This is a genomic window from Streptomyces sp. ISL-11 (assembly GCF_018614525.1).
In the GTDB taxonomy this organism is placed as follows: Bacteria; Actinomycetota; Actinomycetes; order Streptomycetales; family Streptomycetaceae; genus Streptomyces.
The window spans coordinates 6,631-19,264 of the sequence record NZ_JAGGOL010000010.1; the positions used below are offsets into that span (position 1 = coordinate 6,631).

Genomic DNA, 12,634 nt, shown 5'->3' on the forward strand with positions numbered 1-12,634 from the left:
CGCCGAGGTCGGCCTTGCCGTCACCGTTGAAGTCGCCCGCGACCGGCTTGCTGCGCTCCCAGTTCCAGCTGCCGGTCGTCCGGTCGTTGTTGTCCCAGGCGCGCTTCGGGCCCCGGATCCCGCCGTCGTACGAGTACAGGATGTGGAAGGCCGTGTGGTTCATGTTGTCGTCACCCTGGCCCTCGTTGTAGAGGATGCCGACGTCCGCCTTGCCATCGCCGTTGAAGTCACCGGCGACAGGCTTGCTGCGCTCCCAGTTCCAGCTGCCCGTGGTCCGGTCGTTGTTGTCCCAGACCTTGGCCGGCGCCTTGAACGATTTGCCGTCGCTGATGAACTCGTACAGCGAGGTACGGAAGTCGCCGGTGTCGTCCCGGCCGTCGTTGTACAGGACCGCGACGTCCGTCTTGCCGTCGCCGTTGAAGTCCCCGACGGTCATCTTGCTGCGGTCGGCGTTCCAGCTTCCGGCCGAGGACGCTTCGTTGTCCCACACCTTGACGGGCGCATCGAAGCCGTGACCGTTGCTGGTGAACTTGTACAGCGTGGTCATGTTCTTGCCCGCGTCGGACCTGCCGTTGTTGTAGAGGACGGCGATATCGGCCTTGCCGTCGCCGTCGAAGTCGCCGGTGGTGGTGCTGGGGACCGCCTTGTTGGCGACGAAGAAGCCGGAGCCGGCGGACATCGGGCCGTCCTTGCCCGCGGCGTTCTTGGCCCTGACGGTCAGCGTATGGGGGCCGTCGGCCAGTTCGGTGGTGTCCAGCGACGCCGAGTACTGGTTGCCGGGGCTGGCGACGGACTCCGCCAGCCGGCCGTCGATGTAGAACTCCGCGCCCGTGGGGGTGCCGACGCTCTCGGACACCGAGGCGGTGAGGGCGACCTGGCCGTTCAGGATCGCCTGGTCCGCCGGACCTGTCACCTTGGCCTCGGCCGGACTGGCGCTGGTGTCCTCGGCGCCCGGCTCGGGGGTGACGGGTCCGTCGACTATGTTGTTGTAACGGTAGGCCCCGTAGCCGTCGGTGGGGTGGCCCGAGAGCCAGGAGTCGTTGAAGTTCCCCACATAGCGCTGAGTGACCACTCTGCGGCCGCTCTCGGAGTAGTAATAGAACGTCTGGGCCGACTTGTTGATCCAGCCGGCGAAGATGATGACGTGGCTCTGCGTGTTGTTGAGGATGTCGCCGGGCTTCAGGTCGGACGTGCTGATCCGGGTCGTGACATCGCGCAGGGACCAGGTGTTGCGGCTCTGGTTGAGCATCCAGGCCATGGAGACGTAGCCGGAGCAGTCCTGGCGGTACCAGCCGCCCGTCGCCTCGTCCTTGTACCAGCTGTACGGCGAGCTGAGTCCGTTCGCGCTGTACGGAACCTTGTGGGCGGCCCAGTCTCTCGCCCGGTCCAGCACCTGTTGCCGCGTGACGCGGCTGCCCGCGGCGGCACCGTGACCGAGGGTGCCCGTCGAGACCACCGGCATCCCGTCGGACTGCCGGGACTCGGCCTGTGCCGTCCCGGTGGCCAGGGCGGCCGACGCGATCGCGGTCACGAGGAGCAGGGACGCGCCACGGCGGGCGGATTCCTTCAGAAGCATGGGTGTCTCCAGACACGTCGAAGCAAGGAACAACGCAGGTGACGAGAAAGCCCCCGCAGGCGGGGGGGCGTACTACGCGGCCGCACAGGCGGTGCGGTGTCGCGTGGTGAGCGCCTGCGTCACATTGACGAAGCGCATCGCGAAGTTGTGACGGCGGAGACGAAATTAATCTGAGTTGCTCGGGAGAAACCGAAGCCCCCCGCCGCGCTGCCGCACGGCGAGGGGCGGGTGGGGAGCTGGTGGGGGAAGACGACGGACAGGTGTTACGCGGGCGGGGTCGTCCGCCGCCCGCGCCGTATCAGGCCAGGTCGCTGCGGTACCACCGCCAGGAGCTGAACGTACGGCTGCCCCAGGACTCGACCGGCGGGGAGACCGCTTCGGCGCGGCCGGCGAAGGTGAACAGCTTGACCTCGCCCTTGCCGTCGGGGCTCTCGCCACCGTTGTAGAGGACACCCAGGTCCGCCTTGCCGTCACCGTCGAAGTCACCGGCGGTCGGCTTGGCGGAGTCGGCGTTCCAGCTGCCGGTGGCGCGGTCGTTGTTGTCCCAGGCGCGCTTGGGGGCGTTGATGCCACCGGCGCGGCCGTATGCGACGTGGAAGGCAGTGTGGTTCTGGCCGTCGCTGCCCTTGCCCTCGTCGTAGAGGATGCCGAGGTCGGACTTGCCGTCGCCGTTGAAGTCACCGGCGACGGGCTTGCTGCTCTGCCAGTTCCAGCTGCCGGTCGTCCGGTCGTTGTTGTCCCAGACCCTCTTCGGTCGGGTGATGGCGTCGGCAGTGCCGTAGCCGATGTGGAAGGCGGTGCGGAAGTCGCCGGTGTTGTCCTTGCCCTCGTCGTAGAGGATGCCGAGGTCGGCCTTGCCGTCGCCGTTGAAGTCGCCCGCGACCGGCTTGCTGCTCTGCCAGTTCCAGGAACCGGTGGTGCGGTCATTGTTGTCCCACGCCCGTTTGGGCTCCTGGACCCCGTTGGCCGTGGCGTAGGCGATGTGGAAGGCCGTGCGGAAGTCGCCGGTGTCGTCCTTGCCCTCGTTGTAGAGGATGCCGACATCCGCCTTGCCGTCGCCGTTGAAGTCGCCCGCGACCGGCTTGGACCGCTTCCAGTCCCAGGACTGGGTGCTCCGCCACTGCTTCACCGGCTTGTCGAAGCCGGCGCCGTGACTGGTGAAGGTCCACAGGGCAGTGCGGTTGTTCTTGGCGTCGTCCTGGCCCTCGTTGTAGAGGACGCCGACGTCGGTCCTGCCGTCACCGTTGAAGTCCCCGGCGATGACCTTGGAGTTGGCCCAGTCCCAGGAGCCGGCACCGGCTTCCAGGTTGTCCCACACCTTCACCGGCGCGGCGAACGATCCCCGGCCCGTGCTCAGCAGCGTCCACAGCGCGGTGTGGTTGTCCTTGCCCTCCCGGTCGTAGCCGTAGAGGATCGCGATGTCGGCCTTGCCGTCGCCGTTGAAGTCGCCGGTGGTCCGGCCGACCGTGCCCCGGTTGGCGACGAAGAAGGAGACGCCCGAGGACGTCGGCCCGGTCTGGCCGGCGTCGTTGACCGCACGGGCGGTCACGGTGTGCGGCCCCTCCGCCAGGGTCGTGGTGTCCAGGCTCACGCTGTACGAGGGCCCGGCCCCGGAAGCCGTACCGACGGCGTCGCCGTCCACGAAGAAGGCGGCCCCGGTCGGCTTCCCCTCCTCCTCGGTCACGGACGCGGACAGCGTGACCGTACCGCTGAGGACGCCACGGTCCTCCGGGCCCGTGACACGGGTGACGGGTGGGGTGGCGCGCGGGTACGGATCGACGCCATCGTTGACCAGACCCTTCTCGCGGGCGCAGTTGCCCCACTGGCTCGCCCCGGAACCCCGAAGGATCCTTTCCGCGACGATGATCTGCTCCTTCTTGGATGCCTTGTGCGGATACTCGGCGAACTCCCTTCCGTTGTAGGCGTCCCAGGTGGGCTTCATGATCTGGAGGCCGCCGTAGTAGGGGCCGTCGGGGTTGACGACGGTCCAGTCGCCCGTGCTCTCGCACTGGGCCATCCGCTCCCACATCGCCAGGGAGGCGGCGGAGGCGGGGGAGGCGGAGGTGAGAAGTGCGGCAGGGGCGAGGGAGGAGACGAGGGCGGCGGCGAGGGCGAGACGCACGGCGCCGCGGGATCTTTCGGTCATGGAGGATGTCCTGTGGATGAGAGAAGGGCGCACCGCCACGAGGGACGCCTCGCGGCGGTGCGGCTACGGGGTGTGCGCGTCGGCCGAGGTTGCTGCGGTACCAGCGCGCAGGGCGATGGTGACGAGGAGCCTCGCAGGCAGGAGGGCGTACGGCGACCGCACAGGCGGTGCGGTGCCGCTTGGTGAGTGCCTGCACCAACACTGACGAAGCGCATCGCGAAGTTGTGACGGCGGAGACGAAGTCGGTCCGAGGCGGTCTGGGCCGCTCCGGAGCAGACGAAGCCCCGGCGCGCGGCGGGTCACGGCGGTGTGCAGCGTCCGGTGTGGCCGCCGCTTCAGTCGCCGGCGGGGGACCAGAAGGGCGCGGGCAGCGCCTCGACCTCGATGGCGGCTTGGCGCAGATCGGCGGCAACCGGCTCCAGCGCGGCATAAACCGGATCGCCGCCGGCGGCCATGCGGCCGATGACGTCGGCGTTGGTCCGGGCCCGTGCGGCCACCACGTTCCCGAAGGCCGACCGGTCGCCGTCGTAGCCGTAGGCGTCGAGCAGCAGGTGCAGGCGTCGGCACCGGTCCTCGAACGCGGTGAACCCCGTCCTCTCGGCCAATCGGCGGGCGTGCAACGGCACCCAGGCCAATGCCATGAACGCCAGATCGAACTCGCGCGACGAAGGCCCAGCCGTGTCCCAGTCGAAGAACCCGACCAGCTCACCCTCGTGCCATACCGCGTTCCACGGCGCGGCGTCATGGTGCCCGATGACCAGCCCCGGCCGCCAGGTCTGCCCGGCAAGCCAACGCGCACCCGGTGGCGGCACAAACGATTCCGTCGCGTCATGCAGCCGACGGGCCCACCTGCCCACACCCACCAACGCGGTGTCCGAGTACACCCACGCAGGCCAGGGAAGGTCCTCACCAACGGTCTCGCCCACCAGATGGGTCAAAACCTCACGCCTTTGCCCGTCCATCCCCAAGGCCCGGGGCGCGCCACCGAATTCCACGGCCTCGAGATGACGCAGCACCGCATGCACGGCAGACGTCCAGGGCTGTACGGGCCGGTGGACCGCATTCCCGATACGCACCGCACCTACGGTCCGGCCGCCAGGCAGACGCTGCTCCTCCATGACCTGGTTGTACCGCGCTGCCCCGCCGCGCACACACGCGCCCCGGCCACTGCCCGCCGCCTCACTCCTGGCAGGCACCGTTGCAAGGCGCGCCCCAGCGCCGACCTCATCTGCTCATCACGCCATATCTGGCGTGCGCAGGGCCCGGAGGCTGTCGTATCGTGCATAAGTCCCTGCGCCGGAGACTCCGGCGGCAGTGTCAGACTTCCTGTTCCTTCTGTAGTGGTTTCGAGGTGACGACGTATCTCCCAGGCCCTGTAGCCGTCCGCATTCCCCCACGTTCTGATTTTTGGAACGTGCCCGGGGGCGGACGTCGCACTGGCCTGAGTTGCGTCACCCACCCCCGCAGTTTCCTGTCATTTCCCGGGTGCAGCTCTGCCGACTGCCCCGGGTTTCGTGTTTTCCGGCCCCGGCGCGGCTGACGGCAAGCTCCCCGATTCCTGAATCCGGAGTCCTACCGTGGCTTCCCCCGCGCTCGACAGCGAGCCGAACCACACCACCGAGCCCTCGGTTCACGCCGCATCCAGCAGGTCGTCCAAGATGACACTGACCGCCAGGATCGCTCTCGTGGTCGTCCTGGCCGCCGAACTCATGGACAACCTCGATCACACGGTCGTCCTCACCGCCATCCCGGCCATCCAGCAGTCGATCGGCGCCGGACCGGCCGCAGTGCAGTGGCTGACAGCCGGTTATGCGCTGACCTTCGCCCTCGGGCTGATCACGGGCGGCAGGCTCGGCGACGCGTACGGCCGTCGCAAGGTCTTCCTCATCGGCACCGCCGTGTTCACCCTCGCTTCGCTGCTGTGCGGCATCGCGGCCGGATCCGGCATGCTGATAGCTGCCCGCGTGCTCCAGGGCGGCGGCGCCGCCGTGATGATCCCGCAGGTGCTGGCGACCATGCACGTCACCTTCGACGGCGAGAACCGCAGCAAGGCGTTCGGCCTCTACGGTGCCGTCCTGTCGGTCGGCGCCGTCATGGGCCCGGCCCTGGGCGGCGTGGTCACCGAGGCCGACCTGTTCGGACTGTCCTGGCGGCCGATCTTCCTGATCAACGTGCCCATCGGCCTCGCCGTGATCATCCTCGGACGGAAATTCATCGCCGAGTCGACCGCGGAGAAGACCGAGCGCCTCGACCTCACCGGCATGCTGCTGTCCGCGCCGGCCATGCTTCTGATCGTCTTCCCGCTCACGGAGGGCCACGCCCACCACTGGCCGCTGTGGTGCTTCGCCATGCTCGCCGGCGGTCTCCTCGTGCTCGGCGTCTTCCTGCGCCATCAGCAGCGCAAGAAGGACGCCCCGCTCGTGGTGCTGTCCCTCTTCAAGGGCAAGGAGTTCTCCGGCGGCCTGTCCCGCGCAGCTGATGCTGGGCCTGCTGTCCGGCATGTTCTTCATGACCTGGACGCTGTACCTGCAGCGCGGCCTGGGCATGAGCCCGCTCCAGGCGGCCCTGGCCTTCGTGGTGATCGCCCTCGGCGAGATGGCCGGTGCGGTGATCGCGATGAAGACCGCCGGGCGCTTCGGGCGCCGCGTGCCACAGGCCGGAGCGCTGATCGCACTCGCCTCGATGGTGGCCTACGGGCTCCAGGTCAGCAGCCGGCAGGCCGACCTGACCATCCCCGCGATGACTGTCCCCCTCCTGCTGCTCGGCATCGGCTTCGGCACGATCGGCGCGCCGATCGCCGACATGTCACTCGCCAAGGTTCCGCACGAGAGCGCCGGTTCGGCCTCGGGCCTGTTCAACACCTCGACCCAGCTGGGCATCGCCTTCGGTGCCGCGCTGACCGCCCTCGTCTTCTTCTCTGCCACCGGCGGTTCGCCCGACGGCACGGTCAACCGCGACGCGTTCACCGGCGTGCTCTGGTGGGTCGGCGGCGCCTTCGCCGTGATGTGGGGCCTGATGTTCTTCCTGCCCAAGCACACGAACAGCCAGGCCGACTGAGCCAGTTCCCCATGGCGGCGGTGCCGGCCTTCAGGGACACGCGTCCTTCGTACCCGGTGCACATCGTGGTCGTGCCGAAACAGCATGTCGCTCGGACTGGCGGGAGCGGTCCGGAGTTGGATGGGCCAGCTGCTATCTCCCTTCTCCCGCTTTGTCAGTAAATGGGCGTATCTTCGCGGTCGGTCAGGCGTTGGGTAGGCGGAGCCACGTACCCGTGGCCGTCGGCCCTCACCTTCCGGAGCCTCTACCGCGAAGACGCCCCTGCTGCGCACTGCCGCCCTCGCCCTCTCCACAGCTGCCCTGATGTCACCTCAGGCTGCGCCTTCCTCGGCACTCTCCTCCGCAGGGTTGCTGCCTGCGGCGTCGTTGCCGCTGCGCACCGGTACGCCCTTCACCTTCTGCCTGACCGACGCCGGTGCAAAAGCGTTGGCTGGAGCCGGGATGGAGCTGGAGGCCGTGGCCCCTGTCACGATCGTCACGGTGGCTGGGCACCGGTGTGTGCAGTGGACCATCGACGGCGGCCGGCTGGAGAGCGATCTGTCCGCGGTCGGCGCGACGTCAGAGGGTGGGTTCGTGCTGCGCCGCGGCAGCCAGCGCGCGGAGTTCACGCAGATGCTGTCGTCGATCAGGCTCGGCGACAACGTGTCCCACGGCCGTATGCTCCATGCCGGTCAGCGGATCGAGACCTTCACTTCCCCCGCCTCGCAGATCAAACTGTCGGCCACGGACGGGATCGTCGCCGACGACCTTCCCGTCTACCTCGCTCCCGCGGCCGCTCAGGCCATCACCGGAGACATCCCCGCCAGCCCCCTGACCGGAGGGCAGCAGTTGTTCACAGCCAACGCCCACATCGGCGTCCTTCCCGCCGGCCTTGCCCCGCAGACCGGCGGGAAGGAAGTCAAGAAGGCGATGTGATCCCTGCATCGCGCGAGCCGCAGCCCGCGAACGGGCCGACAGCGTTGCGCTGATCGCGGATATCCCTGCTTCAGGCTCCCTTCCTTCCCCCGGTTCGGCCCTGCGCGCCGTCGGCCCGACCTTGCGTACCTGGAGGGGCGCTGCGGAACGTGGCTGCGGCACCACCTGGGCGACGCCTGCCGTGGCGACTCATCAGGACTGGAGGCTTTCCTTGGACATCGCACCACCTTGTGGAGCCTCCTGACCTACCCCACCGCCGGCACGCAGCGGATCGAGATCATCTGCAACTGGATCGATGTGCTCTTCCACCTCGATGACCTCTTTGTTCACGCCTCTGGTGCCAGGTCGGAGGAACTGGGCTTGCGCCACCTGCGAGACGTCATCGACGGGCGACCCGTCACGGCGGACACCGCCTACCTCCGCACGTTCGCCTGCCTGCGCCGGCGCGCCCGGGCCGCCATGCCCGTTCCCGTGTGGGACCGCTTTGTCCACACGATCGAAGGTTTCCTCGACGCCTGCCGCACCGAGCGTCACTGGCAGGAAACCCGGGCGGCCATCGACCTGTCCGCCTACGAGGAGTCCCGCGGCAGGTCGATCGGGCAGTGTTGCTTCCCTCTCCTGGAATACGGCCTGGGCCTCGACCTGTCCGGCGAGCTGGAGTCCCACCCTGAACTGGAGCGGCTCAATACCCTCGTGGCCCGCCACTGGATCGGGGTCAACGACATCTTCTCCTACCGTAAGGAGTCCTACAGCGGTGACACCATGAATGTAATTGGCCTCGCCCTGGCGGAAAACGGCGGCGACTTGCAGGCAGCGGTCAACCGCGTCGCGAGCACGGTCAGGAGAACCGAGGAGGAATTCGCCTCCCTGTCCGAGCACTTCCTTAATGGGCCGGCCAGCGGTAACACGAACGTCCGGCAGTACGTGGAAGCACTGAAGTGGATAATCACGGGCAACCTGGAGTGGTCCTACATCACCACCCGTTACAACGGCTCCGGCCACGTATGGAACGGGGAAACCGCCGCTCTTGTGGTTCTTACGCCCCACAGAACCCGTTACCTGCCCCTAAGTCGCTGACCCCGGCCAGCGGCTCCTCGACCGACTCGGCACCGACACCGGCCCCGTCCTGGCGAGCGTATAGATCCCGTCCGGCGGGCTGACCGACCCCGCCCTGCTGGACCAGGCCCCGTCCGGCGAAGCCCCCTTGCCGCCGATCAGATCCCGCAGCGCAAAGCGGTGCCGCACACCCGCCGGCGCCAGCCCCCGCCGAGCCGCGAAGGCCGTCTCCCCTGCCGCGCCGCAGGACGCCGACGGGGCAAGGGAGCAGACCGACGGGTGGTGAGTGCTCCTTCCGGGGCGTCACCCGGCCAGTTGCAAAGCAGCCCCGCCCGCCGACCGCCACAGGCCGGCCGACGGGTGGCGGTCTGTCGTTTCCGGAAGCAATGCAACCCCCGGATCGGGTGAGCGGCCACGGCCGAGTGAATCGCACAAGCCCGCCCCGACCGCGCGGGGAGGCCGCTGTGAGTGACCGGACCCGCTACCGAAGCGTGGTCGACGTCATGGTCCTGCTGCACCGCACCGACGGGCGAGTGCTGCTGCTGCGCCGGGCCGGGGCCGTGTACGCCGCCGGTCTCCTTGCCCCGCCCGGCGGGCATCTGGAGGACGGGGAGACCGTCGTCGCCGGGGCCCTGCGCGAAGTGGACGAGGAGGTCGGGGTCACGATCGCGCCGGCCGACTTGGAGTTCTGCCATCTCGTCCACCACCGCTCCCCGGAGGGTGAGGCCCGGCTGGGTTTGGTCTTCACCGCGCAGCGGTGGTCCGGGGAGCCGCGCAACCGGGAGCCGGGCAAGTGCTCGGCGTTGGTGTGGGCGAACCCGTCCCAGCCCCCGCCGGACTGTGTGCCCTACACCGCCGCCGTCCTGGACCGGTTCTGCTCCGGTGCACTGCTGTCCACGCACGGTTGGCCCACCACCCGAGCGGGAGGCGCCGCATGAAGCGGAGACCCAAGAGTGTCCCGATCGATGCGGAAGGGTCGGAGTCGGAGAGGCTGCTGTTCGGCGGGCCGCTGCTGTACGACAACGGGTGGGCCAAGCATGAGACGGCGTATTTCGACATGTCGTTGTGGGCCATGGCCAAAACTCTGCCGCGGCTGGTCCGCTCCACGGTGCGCTTGGCGTGGCGGGCCGACCGCCGGGCGCTGAGGATCGTGGGTGCCTCCGAGCTGGCCCGGGGTGTGGGCCAGGCGGTGGGGCTGGTGGCGGTCAACAGCGTCCTGACCGCCGTCCTCGCCGCCGGCACCATCGAGCACCGCCTGCACGCCGCCATCGCGGCGTTGATCGTGGTGACGCTCGCCGGGATGATCAGTGCCTTGGCGACGTCGGCTTCGACGTCGGGCACGGGCCGGCTGGAGCCGAAGGTCGAGCGGGTGGCGACCCAGCTGTATCTGGAGCGGGTGATTCGGGTCGAGCTGTCGGCGATCGAGGACGCGGACTTCCACCGGCTGTTGGACTCTGCCCAGTACGGTGCGGCCGCGTCGCGTCGCATGATCGGCTACTGCGCCGGCGTCATCGGTTCCCTGGTGTCCTTCGCCGCCGCCGCCGGCGTGCTCACCGTGCTCCACCCTGTGCTCCTGCCGCTTCTCGTCCTGATGACCGTGCCCCGCTCCTGGGCCTCACTGCGGAACTCCCGGACTCGGTATGCGAGCTATCTGCGGTGGGTGCAGCACTCGCGGGCCGGACGGCTGCTGAGTCAGACTCTCATGCGCACCGGGCCCGCACCGGAGATCCGCGTCCATGGCGTCGGCCCGTTCCTGGTGGAGCACTTCCGCAGCATGTCCGAGGACTCCGAGGCCGAGCAGTCACGGCTGGCCGACAGCGCCGCCCGCGTCCGTCTGATCGCCTCCGGCCTCACCGGCGCCGCCATGGTCATCACCTACCTGGCCCTGATGGGGCTCCTGGTGGCCGGGGTGATGGACCTGTCGGTGGCGGGAACGGCCGTGCTGGCCACCCGGACCGGCGGACAGAGCCTGTCCACCCTCGTCCTCCAGGTCAACAACCTCTACGAGGAGTCCTGCTACGTCATGGACCTCGAACGCCTCTACAAGGAGTCGGCCGAGCGCGCCATCCCCGAAGGCGGGCTCCCGGTTCCCCGGGACCTGGACCTGATCCGCTTCCAGGATGTGACCTTCCACTACCCCACCGACGCATCGGAGGACCCGCAGGAGCCCAAGCGGTCGGCGCTCAAGGACGTGACCCTGGACATTCCGATGGGCAAGATCGTGGCCCTCGTGGGCGAGAACGGCTCGGGCAAGACGACCGTCTCCAAGCTCCTGGCCGGTCTCTACCAGCCCGACGGCGGGAACATCCTGTGGGCCGGGGTGGATGCCAGGGAGCTGGACCGGGCCGAGCTGTTCTCCCGGATCGGGATGGTCAGCCAGGACTTCCACCGGTGGCCTTTCACCTGCCGTATGAATGTGGCCATCGGCCGCACCGACCGGCCCCTCGATCAGCGGGTGTTGGAGGAGTCGGCCGCCTACACGGGGGCCGACGAGGTGGTGGAGGAGCTGCCGCGGGGCTGGGACACGCTGCTGTCCAAGGGGTACAAGGGCGGGCATCAGATCTCCGGCGGCCAGTGGCAGCGCCTGGGGATTGCCAGGGCACGATACAGGGACGCGCAGATCCTCATCGTCGACGAGCCCACCTCGGCCCTGGACGCACGGGCTGAGCTGGAGGTCTTCGACCGGATCCGCAAGCTCGCCGACGGCGGGCGGACGGTCGTCCTGATCACCCACCGCCTGGCCTCCGTACGGCACGCCGACATCATCCACGTCCTGGACAAGGGCGAGCTGCGCGAGAGCGGCACCTTCGATGAGCTCCTGCGCACCAGGGGCCTGTTCCACGAGCTGTACGAGATGCAACGCCGACAGTTCCAGGACGTCCCCGTGCCGGAGCAGCGGCAGCCGGCCGAGAGGGTGAAGGCGGCCGAGGAGCTGTGACGGATGTCCCGGCGGGAGGGTCCCTGTGGCGGCACGACAGAGGGGGGCACTCCGACGTCTCCGTACGCCGACGCGCGGGGCGTGGAGCTGCAGACCCTGCCTCGGGAACGCGGACGAGTCCCAGCGGTCCGTGGGCCGGAACAGTTCCCGCGCCGACGTGGGCCGCCAGACCGACGGCCCACTACCGGAACCGAATCCGAGGCTCGACGACGCAAACCCCAAAGGCCCCCAGTCCCCGCCGATTTCAGTTTCCGGCGTCGTCAGCGTTGCCGTTGACGTCCGCGGACGCTACGGCGTGCTCGGCATCGTCGACCGTCTTCTCCATCCGCGCAAGCTCATCCGTCGAAGCCGAGGACGAGGACGAGCCAGCGGCCGGGGCCGCGTTCCCTGACGAGTGAGAGCACGCGGTGGTGCCCAGGATGGGCACCACCAGCGCGGTCATCACCAGTGCGGCCAGGCGTCGACGGCAGGTCATGACTTCGGGCTCGCAGAGCCGGCCTTGCCGTTGTTGTTGGCCTTGCACCAGGTGGCGACGCCCTTCAGGTCGGGCTTCTGCTTCTTCAGGTCCGTCAGGAGCTTCTTGCGCGTGTCGAGACGGTCGCCGAGGAACTTGGCGATGGCCGTGTGGTTGGCCTTCTTGGCGTTGGCGATGCGCTGTTCCAGGTACTTGATCGAGCCGCGCGTGCCGACCGTGCCTTCCATGCGCTTGATCCGCTCATCGATCCGGCGCTCCAGCTTGGGCGCCCGCTGGCACAGCTTCTTCGCGCCGTCCCCCTTGGGGCCTTCGGCGTGCGCGGTCGTGGAAGCGCCTCCGGCCGGGCTCGCGCTGTCCGCCGCGTACGAGGGCGCGGCGGCGACCGCTGTCGCGGTGAGGACCAGGCCCGCCAGCACCGTGGTCATGGTGGTTGTGCGCCGCATGAGGGTCTCCGTTTCCATGTACTGCCAA

The 12,634-nt window shown here is 68.9% G+C and carries 10 protein-coding genes and 1 pseudogene; 6 read left to right on the forward strand and 5 right to left on the reverse strand.

What is annotated here, in order from left to right; all coding sequences use genetic code 11:
* From J7E86_RS02385 to J7E86_RS02395, 3 genes are all read right to left on the reverse strand, one after another.
* A partial coding sequence (locus tag J7E86_RS02385) for an FG-GAP-like repeat-containing protein (RefSeq protein ID WP_215079252.1) occupies positions 1-1,576 on the reverse strand: 1,576 nt, incomplete at its 3' end.
* Between the two features lie 298 nt (positions 1,577-1,874).
* Positions 1,875-3,722 carry an FG-GAP-like repeat-containing protein gene (locus J7E86_RS02390; RefSeq protein ID WP_215079254.1) on the reverse strand — a complete coding sequence of 616 codons (1,848 nt, stop codon included), beginning with the start codon at positions 3,720-3,722 and terminating at the stop codon, positions 1,875-1,877.
* Between the two features lie 335 nt (positions 3,723-4,057).
* Positions 4,058-4,840 (reverse strand): phosphotransferase, encoded by a 783-nt coding sequence (locus J7E86_RS02395; protein ID WP_215079256.1) that lies wholly within the window; start codon positions 4,838-4,840, stop codon positions 4,058-4,060.
* Between the two features lie 591 nt (positions 4,841-5,431).
* On the opposite strand from J7E86_RS02395, the pseudogene J7E86_RS30685 reads away from it, so the two are divergent.
* The 6 genes and pseudogenes from J7E86_RS30685 to J7E86_RS02420 form a co-directional block, all read left to right on the forward strand.
* Positions 5,432-6,025: pseudogene (locus tag J7E86_RS30685) on the forward strand (MFS transporter); the annotation flags it as partial.
* A gap of 205 nt (positions 6,026-6,230) precedes the next feature.
* Complete coding sequence (locus J7E86_RS30690) at positions 6,231-6,779, forward strand: MFS transporter (RefSeq protein WP_251018557.1); 549 nt, start codon at positions 6,231-6,233, stop codon at positions 6,777-6,779.
* Positions 6,780-7,082: 303 nt separating this feature from the next.
* Positions 7,083-7,694 (forward strand): hypothetical protein, encoded by a 612-nt coding sequence (locus J7E86_RS02405; RefSeq protein ID WP_215079258.1) that lies wholly within the window; start codon positions 7,083-7,085, stop codon positions 7,692-7,694.
* A 228-nt stretch (positions 7,695-7,922) separates the two neighbouring features.
* The gene (locus J7E86_RS02410; RefSeq protein WP_215079260.1) at positions 7,923-8,771 is read left to right on the forward strand and encodes a terpene synthase family protein; all 849 of its coding nucleotides are present in this window, start codon (positions 7,923-7,925) and stop codon (positions 8,769-8,771) included.
* Between the two features lie 443 nt (positions 8,772-9,214).
* Positions 9,215-9,688 carry an NUDIX domain-containing protein gene (locus J7E86_RS02415; RefSeq protein ID WP_308312441.1) on the forward strand — a complete coding sequence of 158 codons (474 nt, stop codon included), beginning with the start codon at positions 9,215-9,217 and terminating at the stop codon, positions 9,686-9,688.
* Positions 9,685-11,688 carry an ABC transporter ATP-binding protein gene (locus J7E86_RS02420; RefSeq protein ID WP_215079263.1) on the forward strand — a complete coding sequence of 668 codons (2,004 nt, stop codon included), beginning with the start codon at positions 9,685-9,687 and terminating at the stop codon, positions 11,686-11,688. Before J7E86_RS02415 ends, J7E86_RS02420 begins: the two co-directional genes overlap by 4 nt.
* Before the next feature lie 244 nt (positions 11,689-11,932).
* Here J7E86_RS02420 and J7E86_RS02425 read toward each other — a convergent pair whose 3' ends face one another.
* Positions 11,933-12,163 (reverse strand): hypothetical protein, encoded by a 231-nt coding sequence (locus J7E86_RS02425; RefSeq protein WP_215079265.1) that lies wholly within the window; start codon positions 12,161-12,163, stop codon positions 11,933-11,935.
* The gene (locus J7E86_RS02430; RefSeq protein WP_215079267.1) at positions 12,160-12,606 is read right to left on the reverse strand and encodes a hypothetical protein; all 447 of its coding nucleotides are present in this window, start codon (positions 12,604-12,606) and stop codon (positions 12,160-12,162) included. The genes J7E86_RS02425 and J7E86_RS02430 overlap by 4 nt, the downstream gene beginning before the upstream one ends.
* Positions 12,607-12,634 lie beyond the last annotated feature (28 nt).